This is a genomic window from Sporomusa sp. GT1 (genome assembly GCF_014634905.1).
Lineage (GTDB): Bacteria > Bacillota > Negativicutes > Sporomusales > Sporomusaceae > Sporomusa > Sporomusa sphaeroides.
Genome location: NZ_BMBX01000037.1, coordinates 1 through 22,625 on the forward strand (window position 1 = coordinate 1; position 22,625 = coordinate 22,625).

A 22,625-nucleotide genomic window follows, 5' to 3' on the forward strand; every position below is an offset into this window, starting at 1 on the left:
ACAAGAAAAAATCGCTCCAGGCTAACGGATTTCATTCCGTTTTGTGCCTTGAGCGAAGCGAAAGGAATGGTTATAAATATGAGAATAAGAGTGTTGACTATCGGATTGCTGCTGGTGCTGGCCGTTGTTTTTACCGGCTGCGGGGGAATGACTGGCACTAAAGATACGAAAACCATTAAGATTGGGTCGCAGACTTTCAGTGAACCCAAAATCCTGGCAGAAATGATGAAACTGCTGATTGAAAAGAACCTGGGTTATAAAGTGGAACATGTTACGAATCTTAGTGCTTCCACCATTGTCCATCAGGCTATGCTGAACAAGGAAGTCGATATATCAACACGGTATACCGGTACAGAGATGACCGGGCCGCTGGGGCTCGAGCAGCCGATATTTGACAGAAAGCAGGCCTTTGATTTTGTTCAGACCGAATTTGGCAAACGGTTTAATCAGACGGTATTTGCCCCTTATGGGTTCGAAAATACCTATGCTCTTACCGTACGCGGGGATGTAGCCCAAAAATACGGTTTGACCAAAGCATCAGATCTGGCACCTCATGCGGCCAGTATGAAGCTGGGGACAGATACTTCCTTTTTGGACCGCGAGGCTGACGGCTATCAGGCATTAGCGCAAGTCTATGGTTTCACCTTCGGCAAGACCTACCCCATGGAGATAGGACTGGTCTATAAAGCCGTGAAAGATGAAGAAGTGGATACCGTTATCGCCTATTCCACCGATGCCAGAATCCGGAGCTTTGACTTGAAGGTGCTGGCAGATGACAAAAATTTCTTTCCTCCTTATGAGGCGGTAATTATTGCCCGGAATGAGACCTTGGAACAGTTTACAGGCGTTAAGGAAGAACTGGCTAAACTTAGCGGGATAATCGATACAGACACGATGACAGAATTAAACTATCTTGTCGACGAGAAAAAAATGGCCCCCGAGAAGGTTGCCCTTGACTTTCTGACAAAAAAGGGCCTCATTAAGTAAGGAGGCTTCGACATATGATTGAGCTGATACATGTAAGTAAAGCATTTAACAACAAGCAGCCGGTATTGGACGATATTACGCTGTCTATCGGTGCCGGAGAATTTGTAGTGCTTATCGGCCCCAGCGGCTGCGGCAAAACAACGACGATGAAGATGATCAACCGCTTGATTCAGCCGACTTCCGGGCAAATCAAGATTAAGGGAGAAAATATCGAGAACTTTGATCCGGTCGTTCTTAGGCGCAACATCGGTTATGTTATCCAGAGCATTGGGCTGTTTCCTCATATGACAATTGGGCAGAACATTGCGATAGTGCTTGATTTAAAAGGGGCTACCCAGGCCGAGTGTGAGAAAAAGGCCGGAGAATTAATTGAACTGGTGGGGTTACCTGCCGCTAAATTCCTGCAGCGCTATCCTCACGAGCTTAGCGGCGGTCAGCAGCAGCGGATAGGAGTGGCGCGCGCGTTAGCTGCCGATCCGGAAATAATTCTGATGGATGAGCCCTTTGGTGCGCTTGACCCCATCACGCGTGAGAATTTGCAGGACGAACTGCTCCGGATACAAAGAGAGATGCGTAAAACTATCGTTTTTGTTACCCATGATATGGACGAAGCGATAAAGCTGGGGGATCGCATTGTTGTCATGAAAGACGGCAAAATTCTGCAGGATGATACACCGGCGAAGATACTTTCTCAGCCTGCTCATGGGTTTGTCGAGGAGTTTATTGGTTCCAGGCGGCTGCTCCAACAGCCGGAATGGATTAATGTCCAGGATATTATGAACAGTAATCCGGTTGTTTGTTACCCGGATTTATCATTAGAGAAAGCGCTGCAGAAAATGCAGCAGAGCAAGGTAGACAGTCTGTTTGTCATTGACGATAATGAGCAATTGCTGGGGATGACGACAGCAATGGATATTCACCGGAAATTGGATCAGGCCGTCCAGGTGGAACAGGTGATGAAGCCGGCGGCTGTTACGGTCAAGCCTGATGAAAATCTGCGGCAGACCATTAATCTCATGGTGGAATATGATTTGTCCTGCTTACCTGTTGTAAACCATACCAATAAACTGCGTGGCCTGGTAACCAGAAGCTCGCTGGTGAGAGTTATCGCCGAGAATTTGTAAAACCTGAATATATAAAAAAGGCCATCGGATTGCGCGTTTGCCACAGGCTGCGCGCAATCCGTATTTTCTTTTGGCTCATATTTTCCCGGCTTGCAGGAATAATGTCTATGTACAGAGTATGTAATAGATGTGTCATAATAATAATTAAAGTGTAGCAAATTTTTGGAGGATGTAACATGAAGGGGAATGTCCCGATTTTTCGGGCTATTGCACTTGATCTAGCGCAGCGTATTATTAACAGTGAGTTTGAGGAGGGAAGCAAGATTTCAGGCCGGACGCTGCTGGCCGGCCATTATAATGTGTCACCGGAAACCATCAGGAAAGCCATCTCGCTGTTAAAAGATGAACATGTTGTCGATGTATCGCAAGGCAAGGAAGTAACCATACTCTCGGTAGAGCAGGCGTATAATTTTATTGAACACTATAAAAGTTCGGAATCTGTATACTCCCTGCGCCAGGAAATTGAAATCCTCCTGCGGGAAAAACAGGAGCTTGACGGAAAAATTGAGGCAGTGCTTACAGAAATTATCAATTACTCTGACCGGCTGAGAAACCTCACACCCTACAATCCTGTGGAAATCGGCATAAATGCCGACGCCCATATTGTAGGCCAGACCATCGCGGAACTCAGACTATGGCAGCACACAGGCGCTACGGTGATGGCCATTCGCCGCGGGACAGAAATCATTATATCCCCCGGCCCCAACGCCGTAATTGAGCCTTATGACAAAATTGTCGTGGTTGGTGAAACCGGTATATATCAGCGGACCTCCGAGTATTTTAATAGAACTAAGGAAAAAATCAGCGTCAGGGTAAGTGAGTGAATAAAACCGCCAAGACTAAAAGTCTTGGCGGTTCACATTAATCTATTTTTTTAAGCGTTCGGTTATGACTCTGGCAACATGCACGCCACTGGCACTGGCCTGGGACAGGCCGCGGGTAATGCCGGCACCGTCGCCGATGGCAAACATGTCGGTAATCTCGGTTTCCAGTTCTTCTGTCAGTTTCAGGCGGGAGCTGTAGAATTTGACTTCCACTCCATACAGCAGGGTGTCATCATTAGCCATACCGGGGGCAATTTTGTTAAGTGCATAAATCATCTCAATAATATTGTCAAGATGGCGCTTTGGCAGCACCAGGCTCAAATCGCCGGGCGTTGCTTTTAAGGTTGGCTGGGTAAAGCTTTGCGCCAGGCGGTGCTCGTTAGTCCGGCGCCCTTTTAACAAATCGCCGAAACGCTGTACCAGCACGCCGCCGCCCAGCATATTGGAGAAGGAGGCAATGCGTTTGCCGTATTGGTGCGGCTCGTTGAACGGTTCGGTAAAGTGATTGCTGACTAACAGTGCGAAGTTGGTGTTTTTGCTGTGCAGCTTTTCATCCCGGTAGCTGTGTCCGTTGGCAGTAACAATACCGTCGGTATTTTCAGCAACAACATAGCCTTTGGGGTTCATGCAGAAGGTCCGGACTAAATCGCCATATTGCTTGGTACGGTATACCAGCTTGGCTTCATACACATCATCGGTAATGTGCTGGAAAACTTCAGCCGGTATTTCAACCCGTACACCGACATCCACCTGGTTGTTGGTTAAGGAGAGGCCCAAATCGCGGCACTGGTGGGAAAACCACTCCGAACCGGCGCGCCCGGGGGCGGCGATCAGATAATCACACTCAATAATGCCGTCTTTGGCTGTCTGCAGGGTAAAGGTGCGGCCAACCTTTTTAATGGAATCCACGGTTACGCCAAACAGCATGGTGATGGTTTCTTTTAAATAATCGTATATGGATTGCAGGATCTTCAGGTTGTTTTCCGTGCCAAGATGGCGGACTTTGGCGTCCAGGAGGTGCAGGTCATACCGCAGCGCTTCTTTGCCCAGGCTGCTGTTTTGGGTGCTGAAGTACTCGGACGGTGCGCCGTATTTTATATTGATCTGGTCGACATAGTCAATCAAATCAAGCACTTTTTGATCAGGAAGGTATTCGTTGAGCCAACCGCCAAACTGGGTAGTAAAGTTATATTTACCGTCGGAAAATGCACCGGCGCCGCCAAACCCGCGCATGATGCCGCAGGGATTGCACTTAATGCAGGCAGGTACTTTTTTATCGGAAATGGGGCAATGTCGGGAATAAATGTCGTGTCCGGCTTCTACCAGCACAATCTTACTGCCAGGATTATTCATAATAAGCTCATAAGCGGCGAATACACCGGCAGGGCCGCCGCCGATAATGGCAATGTCAAATGTATTGGACATAAAAAAACCACCTCTCTATATGATTGTGGCACAGACCGTACAACATTATACTTTATCAGCCAGTGTTTTGTAAAGAGAAAAAAGTTCTTTTCAGGGAAACTTTTCGCACCCTGGAAACTTTTAATAGCCACTCAAAATTACCGACTAGACAGCCTTTAGCGTGCATGGTAAAATTTTGTCAGAAGAATTTAAATAACAACTTAATTTAGCCAGGCTCTCCACAGCTTGGCTATTTGTATTCGTAGTTTCTATAGGGTGATTGGTTGGAGGAGAAGCTGTGGCAGGAACGGAGACATTGTTGATTGGTATTAATTTTCTTATGCTGGCTGTACTTGTCTATATTGCTTTTACCTTGCGCCGCTATCAACAGAAAAGCAGCACTACTGCGGCCGGTATTGATAATCCGGGGATGACTGGTAAGGAAAAACTGTTTGATGTTCTGGTGGAAAATGCCCCCTGCTCTGTCATGGCTATTTCTTCTACCTATCAGGTGTTGATGGTTAATGAAGTTACGGCAGCCATTACCGGCGTAACCAGAGAAGCGGCGTTGGGCAGGAAGTGTTATGAGGTCTTTGCCGATGGGGCTGTTTGTCCCGACTGCCTGGTAGCAAAAACACTGGCTACAGCCAAACGGCATACGCAGACTACGTGGCGGCGCAATCATTCCGGCGCCGTCAAATACATCGAGCAAACGGCCGTACCTGTGCTGACAAGCAATGGTTCTGTCAGTTATGTCTTAGAGTTTGGTCTTGATATAACCGGGAAGCAAGAGCTTGAACACCAAAACCAGCAATTAGCCGTGGAGACGGTGACTTCGCTGGCCAAGTTAATTGGCAGCCGCGACCAGTATACCGGCGAGCATTCGGCGCGGGTGCGGGACATCGCACTGGCAATCGGTAAAGAACTCAAACTGCCGGCCGACCTGCTGGGCGAACTGGCCATTGCGGCTGTTCTTCATGATATCGGCAAAATTGGCATACCTGAGCAAATCTTAAATAAAACAGGCAAACTGACAGAAAGTGAATATTCCATCATTCAGCGGCATCCCCAATTAGGCTATGATGCCCTGGTAAATATTAAACAACTGGAAAAAGTCGCCGAATATATTTTATACCATCATGAATGTTATGATGGACGGGGTTACCCCAGCAAGAAAGCCGGAGAGGGGATTCCGCTCATTTCCCGGATACTCAGTGTAGCCGATGTATATGAAGCCATAACCTCAGACCGGGTATATCGCAAGGCTATGAATCTGGAGCAGACAATGATGGTTATGCGTACCGGGCGGGGAACTAAATTTGATCCGGAAATTCTGGATGCCTTTTTTTGTTTTTTGCGGCGGGAGCGCCCTGAAAGTAAGCTGCATCTATATGATGAGGAAGCGGTAGGCTGATTGTAAGCATGGGGGCAGCCGCTAAGGTGCAGAAAAGGAACAGCGCTTTCAGGCAGATAAGAAATGCCGGGATTGCTTCGAAGATAACGAGGCTGTCCCGGCTTTTGCTGTTTATGCTGCCGTGTACCGATTAGTTCACCGATTGTTCACAGTTCTGTCACACTTTTCCTGGACAGATAGGGTATACTTGCATTAAATAAAAACAGGGAGTGATGGTTATGAAAAAAATTACTGTTGTTGCCCTTGTCGGGATTCTGGTATTATCACTGGCAGGTTCCGTGGCGCTGGCTGCTCCGGGTGATGCTTACGGCCCCGGTGGTTTCTGTCCGGCTTTTGGCACAAATGGTCAGCAGGTTAATCTGACAAGTGAGCAAAAGGCTCAGCTTGACAGCTGGCACAAAGAAAGAATGGAACATAGGAAACAAGTGCTGGAAAGACAAGTAGAATGGGGCTGGTTAACCCAAGAACAAGCCGACCAGGAAATCTCCTATATGGAAGACGGTTATGGGGGAATGGGCATGGGACCAGGCCGTATGCATGGAGGTCATGGCTGGGGCCATGGGCGGGGAGGCTGCGGTTACGGAGGCTGGGCCCGGTAATAGCAGTGAATAAATTAAATAGCATAGCCTGCCGCAAAAACGCGGCAGGCTATTTTGCACATCGGCGGCTTATGATATGCTTAATTTGATGCTTCGCTTGTCCGAAGAAAGCTGTGGATTCGCACAGGCAAATTACGAACATGCGAACCCGCGAATCGAGAGGTGGTAATCATGACAGATAAAACTGTGCTTATTGTGGATGATGAACAGCCTATCCGGGAACTCCTGGCTCTGTATCTTGTGAAAGAGGGGTTTGCGGTGCAGGAAGCGGCAGATGGCGCAGAGGCTCTTATAAAATACCAGGAGAGTAAGCCGGATATCATCATTTTGGATATCATGATGCCAATATTGGACGGTATTGAAGTCTGCCGCCAAATCCGCAAGTTTTCCCATATACCCATCATTATGCTGACTTCGCGGGCCGAAGACGATGATCGCATTATGGGACTAGAGCTGGGGGCGGACGATTATGTGACAAAACCTTTCAACCCCCGGGAAGTGGTTGCGCGGGTCAAGGCCGTGCTGCGGCGTCAGGGTATGCCGAAAGAATCGTCTGCGGCTGTTTTAAGCTATCCGCATTTGGTAATCGATCTGGACAGACATACGGTGACGGCGTTTGATGAGGAGATTCCGCTTGCCAATAAAGAACTGGAGCTTCTGTGGTATCTGGCTTCCCATCCCGGCCTTGCCTTTTCACGGGAACAACTGCTGGAAAGTGTGTGGGACTACAGCTATTGTGGCGATACCCGCACCGTTGATACCCACATTAAACGCATTCGAAAAAAACTGGCGGTTCAGGCAGAGCCTCCGTGGGATATCAAGACCGTGTGGGGTATTGGCTACAAGTTCGAGGTGAAACCGTGAGAATATCTCTGCAGCATAAACTGCTTGGCAGCTTTATTATTGTCGTCACTTTGGTGTTGGCAAGCGTATCAGCCGGAGCAGCACTTTTAATCCGCGAATACTTCATTGCCGGCAAGCAGCGTGAGTTTACGGCCAAAGCCTATGAAACGGCGCGGGTAGTAGAAGGCTACTATGCCGGCCGGATAAACTATGTGCAGCTTGCCGGTTTCATTAATAATATTGACAGTCTGCTTAGCGCCAGGGTGTGGGTTGTCGATAATTCCATGAATCTGATGGCCGCATCCGAGGAGCGGGAGCTGGCAGCCAACACCTTGCATCACCGGGGCGGCATGAGGAAAAAGGGCCCAATGGGAGCCCCGGCGTCCTGTAACATGTCGGGTGGGCCGGGAATGATGCACCATAGACAAGGACAGGGCATGATGCGGGGGGCGGACCGGCAGGACGCCGCGCCGGAGAGTTCGGCCGAACAAAATCATGTGCATAATTTGGCGGATATCCAGGGGCTGGAGCTAATTGGGCAGCAGGTGCAATCTGCCGGTGACGGAGCCTGGGCTAAAACGTTTTACCATCCCTATTATGAAGAAAATATGCTGGTTGTGGGTGTTCCCCTCAAACCGGAGGGCCAGACGCTGGGCACGGTTTTGATTCATGCGCCGCTTGCCGGCTTTGACGGTTTTCTGAACCAGATTTACTGGTATATTGCCGCCGCCGGCACAGTGGTTGTGCTTATTACCGTATGTATAGCCAATTATCTGGCATCAGGCATTATTCGCCCTTTACGGTCCATGCAGGCTGTGGCTTCAGCCATGGCAGGCGGCAACTATTCCGTTCAGGCTAAGGCCGAGACCAACGATGAAGTCGGTGATTTGAGCCGGTCTTTAAACTCGCTGGCCAAGGCGCTGGCCGTATTTGTCAGTAATGCCGAAAAAACAGACAAGCTAAGGCGTGATTTTGTTGCCAATGTGTCACACGAGCTTAGAACCCCGCTGACCATCCTGCGTGGTTATAATGAGGCACTATTAGACGGAACGGTGAGCAGCCCGGAGCTGGCAATGAAATATTATCAAATCATGCGTGATGAAACTGTGCGGCTGGAAAAACTCATCGCCGAGCTTTTAGATTTAAGCCAACTGGAAGCGCGTACTGCCGAGCTGGAAACCGAGCCGGTTTCTTTAGCTGAGATTGCCGCCAATATTGTGACACTGTTCAGGCAGCGGAGTGCGGAAAAGGGAGTGACTCTGACAGTAGATATCGGCAGGGGCATACCTGATATTACCGGCAATGGCAACAGGCTGGCGCAACTTGTGGTTATCCTGTTGGATAATGCGCTTAAATTTACTCCGGCGGGCGGCACCGTCAAAGTCAGTGTAACCGCAGACGCCAACGGGGAAAGGCTTATTGTCGCCGATACCGGCGCCGGTATTCCTGCAGAGGATCTGCCATATATCTGGGAACGTTTCTATAAAACCGACAAAGCGCATACCCGCACCGGCGGCGGTACCGGCCTGGGGCTGGCTATTGCAAAGGAAATAATTAATTTGCATGGTGCCGCCAGTGAAGTAAGCAGTAAGGTAGGACAGGGAACGGTGTTTATTATTACATTTCCCAACAAGGGGCTATTGGCGGACAGATAACAGTATATAAAAAAGGACTGTTATAAAAAAAGATTTTTATCCGATGACTAACCCGCTCTAAGACTCCCGCTTCTGCAAGCGGGAGTTAAGAGCGGCTAAGTCCCTGGATAATTCCGACTAAGATTCAGATGGGGTTAAAACCCCTTCTGAATCAAGTCTCCATTTATAAAAAAACTGCTGGCAACAAGACGGACATAATGGTAAAATATTGTCACAAAAGGTCGTAAAATTGAATGTTGCAGGATACTGCAGAGGAGGCAGGTTCATTATGTCAATAAAAGCAAGGCTGCTGACAGTCATTTTGGTGTTGTTTATGTTTATTGTAGGTTTGCTGGGGATTAATTTTTATACATACAGCGTCTTGCAGGGCGATGCACCTGCCATTAACCTGTCAGGCAATCTACGCTTCAGGGCGTACAAATTAGCCTTGTTGTCCACTCAGTATGCGACGGCTGCTGCTGATAAAAAAGCTGCTATTGTTAATGACATTGAACAGGAAATTACTGCTTGCGACAAGATAATCAGCGGTTTTGCCAAAGGTGACGAAACGCTTAAACTTGAACCTATCAGTGATGAGGCCAGTAAAAAGCAATATGAAGTGGTAAAGCCTTATTGGGAAAAGTACAAAACCTTGCTTGCTTCCTTGCCGAACGGGACTGACTTACCGGCCAAGGTGGGTGAGATAAACGCCACGGTTCCGGCTTATGTGGCGGAAGTCAATAAGATGGTAAATTTGCTTGACCAAAGCTCGCAAAGTAAGATCGCCGTGTCGAAAAGCGTGCAGGTGGGAGTTTCTTTACTTGGTTTGATTGTGGTGTTGCTGGCGTTGTTTACTATCATCAACAAGATTATCAGGCCGATTAACCAGCTGGCAGATTCTTTCGCGCAAGTGGCCACCGGCGAGGGTGATTTGACGATTCGTCTGGACGACCGCCGGCAGGATGAAATTGGTGCAGTGACTAAGCATTTTAATGTGTTTATTGAAAGCGTGCAAAGGATTATCAAAGTGTCGCAGGAGACGGCGCAGCAGGTCAAACATTTGGCGCAGATGCTGTCAAGAGCCAGTGAGGAAAGCAGCCGGGCAGTCGAACAGGTAGCCAATGTGGTGCAGGAAGTGGCGGAAGGTGCGAATAAACAAAATTCCAACATGGGACATCTGGCAAGCAGTACTGAAAACGTTGCCGCCGGCATGCGGCGGATGGTAGAGCATGCCAAGGAAGCGTCCGAGTTGTCGGAAGGTTCCCAGCAGCAGGCAAACAAGGGCGGTGAAAATGCCGGGGTGGTAAGTGCGCGTACCGAACAGCTCCGGCGGACGGTGGCTGAGGTGACTGAGAATATTAATCTGTTGTCGGCGCATTCCAAGGATATCAGCCAGATTATTGATTTGATCAAGGCGATTTCCGGGCAGACCAATCTGTTGGCGCTCAATGCCGCCATTGAAGCTGCCAGGGCCGGTGAGGCCGGACGCGGTTTTGCGGTGGTGGCTGAAGAGGTGCGGAAACTGGCAGAACAAACCAATGAAGCGGCTGACAGTGTGACAACCAAGATTTTGCAGGTACAGCAGCAGGTGGACACTGTGCATAATGCCAATACCATGCTGGGGGGAGAGTTGACTCACATTGAGACGGCGGTGGCCAACCTGGCTGACGCGCTGCGGGAGATCATGTCATGGTCGGCCAGCAGCAAGAAGGCAGTTGAGGAGATAACTCAGCTCAACGAAGCTGCCTCAGCCAGCTTTGTCGAGATTGCTGCTTCTTCGAATGATATAGCGGCAGTATCCAAAGAAATTGCCGCCGAGTCAGAGGAAGCGGCAGCCGCTATTCAGGAACAGACTGCTTCCATTGAAGAGTTTACCGCCACAGCCAATCAGTTGTCGCATTTGGCTGATGAGATGGACCAGCTGGTGGCAAAGTTCAAGGTATAAGCAAAAGGACTGACGCTTAGCAAAGCGTTCAGTCCTTTTTAGATCTAAATAGAAGGCATAAATTTGTGCGTCCCCCACAAAACCCGCGCGGAGGGCCGTCATACAACGCTGCGACGCCGGCGCTTAACCTCCGCTTATGCATAACGGCCCTCTGCGACTACTTTACCTTCCACCACATAACGCCGACCGTTGTGGCTGATTGCTCGGTGCACAGGCCAGCGACAGCCCGGTCCTGCAAAAAGCGGGAGATTATGCCTTCCGCTTTTGAGCCGGCTATGCCCAGCATGGCAAAATACCGGATATAATGGGCAGTAAGTTCATCCAGGGGTTCTTGCTCGGAGTGGCTATAGCTGTAAAAAGTCAGGTTGGGGCGATAACCTTCCTGGTACAGGATGTTCAGCGGATAAATAATATCAAACGAGGGCTTGGGAGCCGGTTCCGGCAGGAGCTGTTCCCACAGCTGACGGCGCAGATCAAGGTCGTGCTGGCCGGCAAAGCCAATAAGGCAGCAGACTTTACGGGCGACTTTGATCATTTTCATCAGCGTGTTGTAGTCATTGATCGCCGGGCTTTTGGCGGCAAAAGTGACATCATAGGCCGGCTCTGACGGCAGGTCGTTCCAGTCGGCATGGAGGGGTGTAATGGCGTTTGACAGACCTGCCTGCCCGGCTTGCGCCTGCAGGGTCGACAGCATTTGGGCGGCCGTGTCCAGGCCGGTAACCTTTATGCCTTTGGCTGCCAGCGGCAGCGCATAGGTGCCGGGGCCGCAGCCAATGTCAAGCAGGGTATCGCCTGCCTGCACCGGCCACTGTGCAGTAAGGTTATCAATAATTTCCTGATGGGTTTGCCGGTTGTCATCATTATGTTCGGCATAACGGCCGGCAAAGCTGTTCCAAAACTCTACCCAGGCTTTGGGGTCAGGACGGCGCCTGTTTGCTGTCTGACGGTATTCGTCCCAGGCCTTCGCCCAGAATTGGGCATTATACATGATAATCACCTCACCTTGCTAAGTTAACAGCCGTTTACCAACCCCGGCTGTATTCCTCCGTGCAGGCCAGACAAGCGATTTTGCCATTTTGTAAGCGGGCGCGGGATTCCATAACTTTTTCGCCGCAACACTCACAGATGACAGAATTGAAAATTTTAGCTTCTGACGGCAGCTTGAGTTCAACCTTCTGGATTCTAAACAGGTCTTCAGCCGGAGCAGCCAATAAACGGCCGGTACGCTCAGACTGAAGCCGGCGCCAGCATTCTTCCTGTTCCGGTGTGGCCTGTCCGCTGAATACGGCTGATTTTATGGCTTCCTGCTCTGCTGTCAGCGGCACCATGCTGCCGGCCATAACGACTATGCGTACGGCCTCGCCTGTGCTCCGGTTGCCGATGGTATAGGCTTGTTTGCCGTAGTCTTTGTAAATGAGATTGCCTTTGCCAATGGTGCAGCCCAGCAGCACTTGGATGGCATCAATGCCGCAACCATCTGATTCGACAATGGCAACAAGCTCTTCGTCGGCTGCCCGTTCTACCTTGAGCTGTGCCAGAGCGGCTTTTGCGGCCAGGTAGCCGATAGTCAGTCCGGGGCAGCAGTGCCCGTGAAATTCGATCGCCTTTTGATAGTCTGCAGGATGATTGTTCATAATCAATACCTCCCATGTTTTCGTGCTCGCAATTTAAAAAAGGTACAAAAAGTTGCCGGGGGCTCTAGCGCGTCTCCCAACAAGGCTTCATACCTCAGTTTCAAAAAAATGTAATTCAACTTATTATCTCCCACTTCGAGGCGGCTTGTCAATAAATATATCTTAGTAAAACCTCATATTTTAGAACATTCATACAATCTATTGACATATAAACGTGAATTTTGATACAATCATGACATAAGGCAGCAGAAGCTGCCAAATGCCGTAGGAAGTACGGTTAGGTATTTAGCTGTCCGAAAATAGTCTATATAGAGATTGCAGCCATGAAGGTTTCGCGCAGAGCGATATTTTCATGGTTTTTTTGTGCTTTTTTATGCGCTTTTGCGCGCAGGGCTGCTGTGTTTCGGTCGCAGCGGCTGCACATCATTGTCAGCGTCCAGTTTGGTGGAAGGTGGTAAAAAGTAATGTTAATTGCAGTTATTGACGGTATGGGCGGGGGACTGGGGGTACAGCTGGTTACGCAGCTTTCGGTACAATTAGGACAAAAAGCCGATATTATTGCGTTGGGGACCAATGCACTGGCAACCAATAATATGGTGCGGGCAGGTGCTATGCGCGGCGCAACCGGCGAAAATGCTGTTGTTGTTTCCATCCGTAAAGCAGATATCGTAGTAGGGCCTATTGGTATTATTATTCCGAATTCATTAATGGGCGAGATTACGCCGAAAATTGCCGAAGCTGTTGCTTCCGCCGATGCGCATAAAGTACTGGTACCGGTGAATCAGCACCATTTTGAAATTGTAGGGCTGGAAACCCGGCCGCTGGTCGTATCCATCAAGGAAGCAGTGACGAAAGTAAGTGACCTTGTCCAGGGGAAAGCCTGGTAGCATTGACGGTGCTTTTGCCATTGCGGTTCAGTTGTTGATATACACATAGGGAGTTGCCAAAGGCTTGATTGGAATAATTTCTGCAGCTTTAATTACCGGCAGCTTATTTCCCAGATAATCGACGGTGGCTAATTTACCATGTACCTCTACCCAGCTGTCGTTTTTTATGGACTGACTGTCATTCCATTCAACAAGCAGGCCACTGGGAACGGCATCGGCAGCACAACAGGAAATTTCAAACCGGGTGACAAGAAAGGTCCTGTCAGGTAATTGGTCCGGCCGGTAAACAAAGCCTTTCAGGCTGATGTCTTTCCCAATAAATGCAGCTGTATTTTCATAGAGCGCAGTTACATATCTGACATGGTTTTCATCGGTTATTACCAATGCAGCCTGTTCTGACGGCAGGGGGAGACTGGCCGGGATAGTGATGCCGGCCTGCATGAACTTTACCCCTTTTTGGGAAGCGGTTGTTGAGCCAAGGGGGTTGATGGGAACAATAAGGCCAAGAATCAATGTGCCAATACATACAATATAGCAGAACTGACCGGTTTTATGCTGGCAGTTGCAGGCGGTGGCATGACGCCAGTCGAGTGTTCGGATTGCCTGAATGAGTGTCAGTACCAGCAGCAGCCCAAAACCGAGCTTACTGTTGCCAATGAATTGCGGATTGATGACCTGGGACAGGTTATGTGTCGTCAGGGTATTGTAAAACAGGAGACTAAACCCTAAAAGTATCAGAAGTTTTAACAGATTTTCCCCGAAAAGTTTAAGCAGGAACAAAACAAATCACCTCCCATAGCTGAGGAAAGTAGGCCATGGATAAGCTTACGGCAAAGACTGTTGCTGTAATAATCAGGATAAGCTTGAGCGTAAATAGCGGTTTAAATATTGTAAACAGCATAAGGGTATTTTTTATATCCAGCATTGGCCCGAAGATAAGAAAAGCTGCCAGGGAGGCTGTGCTGAAATGTTCCAGGAAGGGAGCCGCAATAAATGCGTCGGCCTGGGAACATACTGAGATCAGAAAGGCAAACAGCATCATACCGCCAATTGAATACACGGAATCCTGACCAAAGGACAAGAGTGTCAGACGGGGTATGGTTACCTGAATTAAGGCTGCTAAAAATGAGCCTAGGAGGAGAAACCGCCCCATGGCAAAAAAATCATCACAGGCATGATACAACATCTCGCGCAAGGTATTCATGAAGCCGGGGGTTGAGTTGGGAGCCTTGTGAGCATGGTGCCCGCAGCAGTTAGCTGCGGCAGCTTCGCTTGCGCAAAGTACCGGCCGCCGCTGGGTGGCGCTTACCAAAAATCCAATAATAACAACCGCGATGAAAGCTCCGGTCAGCCGGTAAAAAACCATCGGTGGAAATCCGGAGAATGCAAGGTAAGTAGACCAGGCGACAAGTGGGTTAATAATGGGGGCAGATAACATAAAGGCGATGGCAATATAAGGAGGGACTCCTTTGCTGATTAACCGGCGTATGATAGGTACCATGCCGCATTCGCACAGCGGTATGAACAGCCCGAGCAAGCAGGCTGCGACAATGCCGGTCAGGCGTTGTTTCGGTAGTGCACGCTGAATCCACTCCGGCGGAACAAACGAATGGATAAAGGACGAAACAAACACTCCCAGCAGTACCAGTGGGAGTGCCTCAATCACTATACTGAGAAAAATCGTATTAAAATCCTGCATACCTATCACCTGCCATAATGGATTTTGTACAGTTACAGTATATGAGCGTTAAATAGGAATATTCTTAATAACGAAAACAAAATCACAGTTAATGAAATACCTGGCTCAGTAAGGCACAGCTATAAAGAATGTAGCCCTCTAGGCGGGCGCCTTGCTTCCGGCAAAACAAAAACAACCCTTTAATGGGTTGTTTTTGTTTTGCCAATCGGTTTGTGCTTTTGCCGGGGTTTTGGTATAAGGCGTGTTTGCTTTATGCGAAGCTTCAGCCGGTTATTCCAGAATAATTGATTTGCGGTCGGCCCGCCACCAGAGAACTCCGATAGTTGTGTTAATGAGTTCGGTACAATAATCCTCGACCGCCCGGTTGGCCAGAAATCCGGTAATTTTGGCTGTTGTTTCCGGGCCCTCCAGTCCAAACAGCCGAAAATAACTTGTATAGTATTCAATCATGTAGGTTAGGGTCTCCCGGTACCGTTCCCGGTAGCTGTAAAATTTGATATTAGGCAGATACCGCTCCTGATAGAGAATGTTGAAAGGATACTGGATATCGAAAGCTGCGTGCTCAGGCGGTGTTCCCATCAGATGTTCCCAGAGCAGCGTGCGGACTTTACTGTGATAGGCTCCTGCAAACCCTACCAGACAGCAAACGCCGCGAGACAGCTCATTCATTTTCATTAAACTGTCATAGTCATTAATGGCTGTTGTGTTGGCGGCGAAAAGCACATCATAAGCCGGCTCGGCAGGCAACTCCAGCCAATCGGTGTTGAGCGGGGCGATCCGGCAGGTAAGCCCTTCGTGCGCCGCTTCTGACTGCAGCATGGCCAGCATCTGCTCTGCGGTATCCAAGCCGGTAACCTGTCTGGTTTTGGCAGCTAAAGGCAGTGTGTAGGTACCGGCACCGCAGCCGATATCCAGCACTGTGCTAAAGGGGGTTATCACTCCATCAGCAGCCAGTCCCTCAATAACTGCATTATAAATGGGGCGGCTTTGGCGGTTGCGCAGAGCATGCAGTTCGGCAAAGGTATTCCAGAAGTGCTGCCAATCCTGTTTGCTGCCATAACGGGGAACCTGATAAGTATCTCTTGCCTCCTGCCAGGCATCTGTCCAAAACTTGGTGTTACACATGTACTGCACCCTCCTGCTAAAACAGTTATAAAAAAAGGCATGAACATCTAAGGACTGCTTTCCTCAGGTTTCATACCGGTTCATTTGAATCTTCATGATTCAGGTTATTAGTTTAAATATAAATTGTTTTGCAGTAATTGTCAATTCTTTCGATGACTACCCATAAGGGCTGTTTTACCCGGAGAATTTTTTGTCCTAACAGAAAGTATAACTTTCTTAAGAGCAGGATAAGGGCAACATCGCTTTCGCTGTCGCCAAAGGCTCGGCGCAAGTCGTGTTTTCTTTATCGAAAGCAGGAAGATTGCGCTAATGTGGAGAAGAAAGAACCTTATAAATTTTCAAAAAATACGACTGCAGGCTGTATTTTGTAACACAGGGGGGCAATATGGCAGAGACTATAGATTATCCGGCTGTTTTTGATGCCACCTACAATAGTATTATTGTTGTAAACAAAAAATTGCTTGTTATTGCAGTAAACAAAGCTGCCGCCGAGTTATTGGAACGCAGCCAGGCAGAGCTTATCGGTCAAAGAATTGAAGCCGTCATACCCAACACCCGTCTGCCGGAAGTGCTTGCAACCGGGAATGCCATACGTGGTGAGCGTATGAGTTTAGCCGGCCGGCAAGTGGTTACCAACCGCACGCCGATTTGGCAGCATGGGGAAATCACAGGCGCAATTGCTGAATTTCAGAACTATTATGATGTCGATGATCTTGCTTCCCAGTTAGACTCTGTCAAAGAAATGAATAAGGAACTGGAATGTTTGATTGAAGCGGTTGACGACGGCATTGTAGTCAGTGACGGCAAAGGCTATATCATCAGGGTAAATAAAGCCTATCAGCATATGACGGGTATTACGGCCGACGAGTATGTTGGCAAGCATGTTAAAGAACTGTTGCAAGCCGGTTATGTCGGGCGGACTACGTCCGATATTGTCATTGAACATAAAACGGTTTTGCATGTTACGGATATCCGCAATAATAAGGAATTGCTGCTGACCAGTGTACCGGTGCTGAATGAAGCCGGCGATGTTATTCGGGTTGTGACGGTGTTTCGCGATTTAGCGGAATTAAACCACCTAAAAAAGCAACTGGCTCAACTGGAAAAAAGGGAAGTAAGATATCAGCAGGAGCTTACCTATTTACGATCCGAGCAGGTGTTTAAAACCATTGTTACCAATAATCAGGAGATGAAAGAAAAAATTGAACTGGCCTTCCGGGTAGCCAGGGTAAACTCCACTGTGCTTATTTTAGGCGAATCAGGGACCGGCAAGGAGCTGTTCGCGCAATTGATTCACCGGGCGAGCACCCGCTCCTGCCGGCCGTTTATCAAGGTCAATTGTGGCGCTATGCCTGAAACCCTACTGGAATCCGAGTTGTTTGGGTATGAGGCAGGCGCTTTTACCGGTGCTGCCAAGGAGGGCAAAGCAGGACTGCTGGAAATCGCTCATGAGGGAACCTTGTTTTTAGATGAAATTGCCGAATTGCCGCTATCCTTGCAGGTAAAATTGCTACGAGCCATTCAGGAGCGGGAGATACGCCGTGTTGGCGGTAAGAAAACTCTTGCTGTTGATGTCCGGTTTGTGGCCGCTACCAACCGTAACCTGGAAGACATGGTGAAAAACAAACTTTTCCGGGAAGATTTATATTACCGTTTGAATGTTGTGCCGCTTTTCCTGCCGCCGTTGAGAGAGCGTAAGGAAGACATTTTTTTGTTGACTGCCGAGTTTCTAGACCGGATCAACAAACAATATGGCTGGCATAAATGGCTGCATCCCGATCTGGTGCGGGCTTTTCTGAATTACAACTGGCCCGGTAACGTCCGGGAATTGCAGAATAGTATTGAACGCCTGGTTGTTACCAGCCGGGAAGACTGTCTGGGGCTGGAATTGATTCATAAATTGTTTCCTAATATGAATTCAATGGAGAATCTATCTGACGCTTACCAAGATGTCGGGTTATTGCAGGCTGCCGTAGAAAATGAGGAACGGAAAATTTTGCTGGCGATATACAAGAAGACAGGCAGCACACGCAAGGCGGCGGAAGCGCTGGGAATTAGCCAATCCAGTGTGGTGAAAAAGCTGAAAAAATATGGTATAAGCAAATGACCTGCTCTTCAAGATGCCGGCGAATCGCCGGTGTCTTTTTATATGTACGAACGCTGATTCGTTTTTGAATCAGCGATTACTTTTGTAATTAGGACAGTAGGCCTTTCTAAATAGAAGGTTTCAGCCTGTTGAGCAACAGCTAAAAGTCGCAAGGCGATTACAAAAATAATCAGAAGATTAAAACGGAAGGACATAAACTCCCTGCTGCTGCGGGCTTATTGGGTTGGCACACCTTTTGCAATAGTATGGTTGCGCAAAGAGTTAACTCAATCCAGTAATTTGAATTAGTGAAGCGGCCGACAGCAAAGTAAAGGAGTTGTAACACATGTTTGATTTTAGCAAACTGACCAATGCGGTTACTTCCGGCGAATGGAAAAAGACGCCGGAATTAACCAACGAACTGCTCACCGCCGGGGCCAGTCCTGAAGATATTATTGCCCTTGGCCTGCAAAACGGTATGAGTATGGTGGGTGAAAAATATTCTGCCGGCGAATTCTTTTTGCCTGACATGATGCGGGCATCCCGGGCGATGAATGCCGCCATGGAAACGCTTAAACCGGTTTTGGAAGACATCGAGTTGACCAAGCTTGGCAAATTTGTTATCGGCACTGTAAAAAATGATATGCATGACATCGGTAAAAATATTGTGGCGTCCTTCATGAAAGGGGTTGGCTTTGACGTAATTGATCTGGGGATTGATGTTTCTGAAGATAAATTTGTCGAGGTTGTGCGCACGGAGAAACCTGATATTCTGGGGCTGTCAGCCCTGTTGACCACTACCATGTATGAGATTGGCACTGTAATAAAAAAGCTGGAGAGTGAAGGGCTTCGGTCATCGGTCAAAATTATTGCCGGCGGCGCTCCGGTGACAGAACGGTTTGCCTTCCAAATGGGGGCAGATGCCTATGCCAAAGAAGGCGGCGAAGCTGTCCGTATTGCCAAGCAGCTTGTCGGTAAATAACAGACCAAAGGAGGGATTTTGATGGCAATGACACACACACAACGAATTTTGGCAGCCGCACGCGGGGAGATGGTTGACAAACTTCCATTCGGAGCCCGTATTGATACCTGGTATAACTATCATAGTGCGCATGGAACATTACCGGAAAAATATCAAGGCTGGTCGGAAACAGATATTATTGCCGATCAGGGGGCCGGGGCGCAAAAACGGTTTTTCAGTGTTTGCAAGGAAAGCTTCCGTGATATGGAGGTCATCACCAACTGGGAGGGCAATTGGGAAACCAGAGAATATATTACCCCCATCGGCACCTGTTCGATCAAGCTTTTATGGTCAACCAATGAAGGTCCCTGGTTGGCGTATGAGCATGAAAAGCTTTTTAAAACAGCCAAAGACTATCCGGTAATCAAATATATTCTGGAACATACTGAACCCTACTATAATACGGATTATGATAAAGAACGGGAAGCCATGGGAGAACGGGGCATTGTAATGACAGGAACAGGCTTATGGTCTCCTGCCCAGCGAATTATGCGGGAAATTATGGGCTATGAGCAGTTCTTTGAAGAAATGATGGATAACCCGGAGGAAGTGGCCGAGCTTATTGAGGTTATGAGTGAACTGGAGCTTAAAAAACTAAAAATCGCTGTCGACTCAAAACTTGAGTTAATTAATCTCTGTGCCAACTGGAGCGACGACATCCATACCCCGGTATTCAGGCAGTTTTTTACTCCATATTTTAAGCAGGCTAATGAAATTATCCATGCTGCCGGCAAACTGTCGATGGCTCACGCAGATGGTGAAATGCGTCGTCTATTGCCGCTGTTTGGCGAAACGGAGATTGATGTGGCGGAAGCCGTTACCCCGGCGCCGCAGTCCAGTATGACGATGAGTGAGTTTAAGCAAGGGTACGGGGACAAAGTGACGCTGTGGGGAGGGATTTCCTCAGTCATGTTTGAGCCTACCTACAGTGACCAGGAATTTGACGACTTTGTCATCAGGCTGATTAAGGAAATGGCCCCCGGCCAGCGCTTTATTCTCGGAATGGCTGACAATCTTCCCTTTGACGGTGATATCAACCGTATCGGCAGGGTGGTTGATTTGATCGAAAAATACGGTAAGCTGCCCATCTGGATATAAGAGGTGGCACATGATCATTATTGGCGAAAAAATCAACAGCAGCATTCCGTCAATGGCCGAAGCCATTAGCCGGCGGGATGAGGCTTATATTCAAAAAACAGCGGTGGCACAAGCACAAAATGGAACCCATTTTATTGATGTGAATGCCGGGGCGTTTGTTGACGCGGAAAAAGAGTTGCTGCCCTGGCTGGTCAAGGTTGTTCAGGCTGTGACTGCCGTACCGCTCTGCCTTGACAGTCCTGATCCGGCTGCATTAGCGGCAGCTATGGCCTGTCATCAAGGCAAACCGCTGATTAACTCCATTTCGCTGGAGAAAGACCGTTATAATGGCGTGCTTCCGTTAATCCGGGGCGGCGCCGCCGGTATCATTGGTCTATGCATGGATGACACCGGTATCCCTAAGACCGCCGAACAGCGGGCGGCTGTAGCCTGCCGGCTTGTTGACAGGTTGATCACCGATGGGGTAGCTTTCGCCGATATCTACCTGGATGTCATGGTGCAGCCGTTAGGTACGGACTGGTTGTCAGGCAAGGAGGTGCTGCAGGCTGTCCGTTTACTTACCGCAGAATTTCCGGGAATTCATCTTACCTGCGGTCTTAGCAATGTTTCTTTCGGCCTGCCGAAGCGCCAGGTATTAAATCAGGCGTTTGCCGTCGCCTTGGCGGCTTACGGCTTAGATACCTTCTTCATTGATCCGCTGGATCACCGCATGATATCACTGCTGTTAGCTATTCAGGCTTTGAACGGCCAGGATGAATATTGTTCGGAGTACATTGATGCATACCGTGCCGGCTTGATGAAGTAAGCCGGCAGACGGCCTGCAGGCCAGCTAGTTGCAGGTAAGCGGATCTGAATGAATTTCAGGAAAACCGGGTTTAAAAAAGGATATACCTGGGTTATAAAAAAATATGAGCTGACAAGTCTTTTAACGCAGATTTTATTAGCTCTTACGGGAGGAGAAAAAATGTCGGAACAGGCGGTACGCTATCAAACAAAACAAGCCGGTTTAGCTGCCTTGATTGGGACGGTTTTGGAGTGGTATGATTTCTTAATTTATGGAGCAGCCGCGGCGATGGTGTTAAACAAAGTCTTTTTCCCTGCTATTGATCCGTTGATGGGTACTCTTGCTGCTTTTGGCACCTATGCGGTTGGCTTTCTTTCCCGACCCTTAGGCGGTTTAATTCTTGGCCACCTGGGCGATAGGGTCGGACGTAAAGAAGTTTTGATTCTTACCCTCTTTTTAATGGGTGGGGCAACAACGGCCATCGGTCTTTTGCCAACATATGACCAGATCGGGATAATGGCACCGATTGCACTTGTCATCTTGCGATTAATCCAGGGATTTGGCGCAGGCGGCGAATATGCCGGTGCGGTAGTGCTATCTGTTGAACATGCCAAGCCGGGAAAAAGAGGGCTCGCCGGCTCCTGGGCGCCTATGGGCTTTTCAGCGGCTACCCTGCTGGCCAATGTAGTGTTCTTTTCCTGCCTGTCAATCATGGGAGAACAGGTTTTCGTGGATTGGGGCTGGCGAATTCCTTTTATTCTCGGTGCCGTTTGCGTATTAGTTGGTTATTTTATCCGCCGTCATATTGTTGAACCGCCGGCTTTCGAAAAAGCAAAGGCTGCCCGGGAACAGAGCAGTAAACGTATTGGCATTTTTTCAGCGATTAAACGTCATCCGCGTGAAGTTCTTATCGTTATTGGCACACGTATGGGGGAAAATGGGTTTGCATACTTCTATCCGGTTTTCATTATGGCGTATCTGACAACCGGACTGGGGTTCCCGAAATCTACAGCATTATGGGGAGTTATTGCGGCCTGTATGCTGCAACTAATAGCGATGCCTGCTTTTGGCATGCTTTCCGATAAAATCGGGCGCAAGCCGGTTTATATTGGCGGAACGATCCTGTCCATGCTTTGGCTTATCCCGTTTTTCCTGATTTGCGGAACAGGCTCCTTCTGGGCAATTATCCTGGGATTTGTTGTCGGGCTGGGAATAGCATATCCGGCAATGATGTCGCCGCAGGCTTCCTGGTATGCCGAATTATTTGACACAGATTTCCGCTTGTCCGGCTTTGCCTTTTCCCGTGAATTAGGCTCCATACTGGCCGGCGGACTGGCACCGTTTATTTGCACGGCACTATACAGCTGGAGCGGGCACTGGTGGCCGATTGTAGTGTACATGTGCGTGTTAGGTGTAATTACTTTAGTGGCTTTGGCTATGGGGCCGGAAACTGTCCATAAAAATATCGAAGATAATCATCAGACAATTACTCAATAAAGGCAGTATGTAAACAAAAT

The 22,625-nt window shown here is 48.7% G+C and carries 20 protein-coding genes; 14 read left to right on the forward strand and 6 right to left on the reverse strand.

All coding sequences use genetic code 11. From position 1 onward, the window contains the following. The 3 genes from GT1_RS20525 to GT1_RS20535 all read left to right on the forward strand — a co-directional run. Positions 1-987 (forward strand): glycine betaine ABC transporter substrate-binding protein (locus GT1_RS20525; protein WP_223226406.1); only part of this gene is annotated, 987 nt, incomplete at its 5' end. Positions 988-1,001: 14 nt separating this feature from the next. After that, positions 1,002-2,111 (forward strand): betaine/proline/choline family ABC transporter ATP-binding protein, encoded by a 1,110-nt coding sequence (locus GT1_RS20530; RefSeq protein WP_075753117.1) that lies wholly within the window; start codon positions 1,002-1,004, stop codon positions 2,109-2,111. A gap of 176 nt (positions 2,112-2,287) precedes the next feature. Continuing rightward, positions 2,288-2,935: a TrkA C-terminal domain-containing protein gene (locus GT1_RS20535; protein WP_075753119.1), complete on the forward strand. Its 648-nt coding sequence runs from the start codon at positions 2,288-2,290 to the stop codon at positions 2,933-2,935. Between the two features lie 42 nt (positions 2,936-2,977). Here the strand turns inward: GT1_RS20535 and GT1_RS20540 are convergent, their stop codons facing one another. Then, a complete protein-coding gene (locus GT1_RS20540) occupies positions 2,978-4,360 on the reverse strand; it encodes an NAD(P)/FAD-dependent oxidoreductase (RefSeq protein WP_188400275.1) in 1,383 nt (460 codons plus the stop codon). 277 nt (positions 4,361-4,637) lie between these two features. On the opposite strand from GT1_RS20540, the gene GT1_RS20545 reads away from it, so the two are divergent. The 5 genes from GT1_RS20545 to GT1_RS20565 all read left to right on the forward strand — a co-directional run bounded on the left by GT1_RS20545 (position 4,638) and on the right by GT1_RS20565 (position 10,774). Further along, positions 4,638-5,753 carry an HD domain-containing phosphohydrolase gene (locus GT1_RS20545; protein WP_188400276.1) on the forward strand — a complete coding sequence of 372 codons (1,116 nt, stop codon included), beginning with the start codon at positions 4,638-4,640 and terminating at the stop codon, positions 5,751-5,753. A gap of 218 nt (positions 5,754-5,971) precedes the next feature. Continuing rightward, the gene (locus GT1_RS20550; protein ID WP_075753126.1) at positions 5,972-6,352 is read left to right on the forward strand and encodes a DUF2680 domain-containing protein; all 381 of its coding nucleotides are present in this window, start codon (positions 5,972-5,974) and stop codon (positions 6,350-6,352) included. Positions 6,353-6,520: 168 nt separating this feature from the next. Then, on the forward strand, positions 6,521-7,216 hold the full coding sequence (locus GT1_RS20555) for a response regulator transcription factor (RefSeq protein WP_376742017.1): 696 nt from the start codon (positions 6,521-6,523) through the stop codon (positions 7,214-7,216). Continuing rightward, complete coding sequence (locus GT1_RS20560; protein WP_188400278.1) at positions 7,213-8,850, forward strand: cell wall metabolism sensor histidine kinase WalK; 1,638 nt, start codon at positions 7,213-7,215, stop codon at positions 8,848-8,850. The genes GT1_RS20555 and GT1_RS20560 overlap by 4 nt, the downstream gene beginning before the upstream one ends. Before the next feature lie 268 nt (positions 8,851-9,118). After that, the gene (locus GT1_RS20565; RefSeq protein ID WP_188400279.1) at positions 9,119-10,774 is read left to right on the forward strand and encodes a methyl-accepting chemotaxis protein; all 1,656 of its coding nucleotides are present in this window, start codon (positions 9,119-9,121) and stop codon (positions 10,772-10,774) included. Between the two features lie 157 nt (positions 10,775-10,931). Here the strand turns inward: GT1_RS20565 and GT1_RS20570 are convergent, their stop codons facing one another. Further along, entirely contained in the window at positions 10,932-11,762 is an 831-nt protein-coding gene (locus GT1_RS20570; RefSeq protein WP_223226408.1) for a cyclopropane-fatty-acyl-phospholipid synthase family protein, read from the reverse strand. Positions 11,763-11,796: 34 nt separating this feature from the next. Further along, positions 11,797-12,408, reverse strand: a complete 612-nt coding sequence (locus GT1_RS20575; protein WP_188400281.1) for an FmdE family protein — start codon at positions 12,406-12,408, stop codon at positions 11,797-11,799. A gap of 464 nt (positions 12,409-12,872) precedes the next feature. Here GT1_RS20575 and GT1_RS20580 point away from each other — a divergent pair, with 464 nt between their 5' ends. Next, positions 12,873-13,295, forward strand: a complete 423-nt coding sequence (locus GT1_RS20580) for a DUF3842 family protein (protein ID WP_075753138.1) — start codon at positions 12,873-12,875, stop codon at positions 13,293-13,295. 27 nt (positions 13,296-13,322) lie between these two features. Here the strand turns inward: GT1_RS20580 and GT1_RS20585 are convergent, their stop codons facing one another. From GT1_RS20585 to GT1_RS20595, 3 genes are all read right to left on the reverse strand, one after another. Next, positions 13,323-14,075, reverse strand: coding sequence for a TIGR03943 family putative permease subunit (locus GT1_RS20585; protein ID WP_188400282.1), 753 nt, complete (start codon positions 14,073-14,075; stop codon positions 13,323-13,325). Then, positions 14,062-14,994: a permease gene (locus tag GT1_RS20590; protein ID WP_188400283.1), complete on the reverse strand. Its 933-nt coding sequence runs from the start codon at positions 14,992-14,994 to the stop codon at positions 14,062-14,064. Before GT1_RS20590 ends, GT1_RS20585 begins: the two co-directional genes overlap by 14 nt. Before the next feature lie 270 nt (positions 14,995-15,264). Further along, complete coding sequence (locus GT1_RS20595; RefSeq protein WP_188400284.1) at positions 15,265-16,119, reverse strand: cyclopropane-fatty-acyl-phospholipid synthase family protein; 855 nt, start codon at positions 16,117-16,119, stop codon at positions 15,265-15,267. 385 nt (positions 16,120-16,504) lie between these two features. Here GT1_RS20595 and GT1_RS20600 point away from each other — a divergent pair, with 385 nt between their 5' ends. The 5 genes from GT1_RS20600 to GT1_RS20620 all read left to right on the forward strand — a co-directional run bounded on the left by GT1_RS20600 (position 16,505) and on the right by GT1_RS20620 (position 22,605). Beyond that, positions 16,505-18,226: a sigma-54-dependent Fis family transcriptional regulator gene (locus GT1_RS20600; protein ID WP_075753146.1), complete on the forward strand. Its 1,722-nt coding sequence runs from the start codon at positions 16,505-16,507 to the stop codon at positions 18,224-18,226. A 325-nt stretch (positions 18,227-18,551) separates the two neighbouring features. Next, positions 18,552-19,187: a B12-binding domain-containing protein gene (locus tag GT1_RS20605; protein ID WP_075753148.1), complete on the forward strand. Its 636-nt coding sequence runs from the start codon at positions 18,552-18,554 to the stop codon at positions 19,185-19,187. A 21-nt stretch (positions 19,188-19,208) separates the two neighbouring features. Then, the gene (locus GT1_RS20610) at positions 19,209-20,324 is read left to right on the forward strand and encodes a uroporphyrinogen decarboxylase family protein (RefSeq protein WP_188400285.1); all 1,116 of its coding nucleotides are present in this window, start codon (positions 19,209-19,211) and stop codon (positions 20,322-20,324) included. 10 nt (positions 20,325-20,334) lie between these two features. Continuing rightward, entirely contained in the window at positions 20,335-21,129 is a 795-nt protein-coding gene (locus tag GT1_RS20615) for a dihydropteroate synthase (RefSeq protein WP_075753152.1), read from the forward strand. A 159-nt stretch (positions 21,130-21,288) separates the two neighbouring features. Then, on the forward strand, positions 21,289-22,605 hold the full coding sequence (locus GT1_RS20620) for an MFS transporter (protein ID WP_188400286.1): 1,317 nt from the start codon (positions 21,289-21,291) through the stop codon (positions 22,603-22,605). Positions 22,606-22,625: the final 20 nt, after the last annotated feature.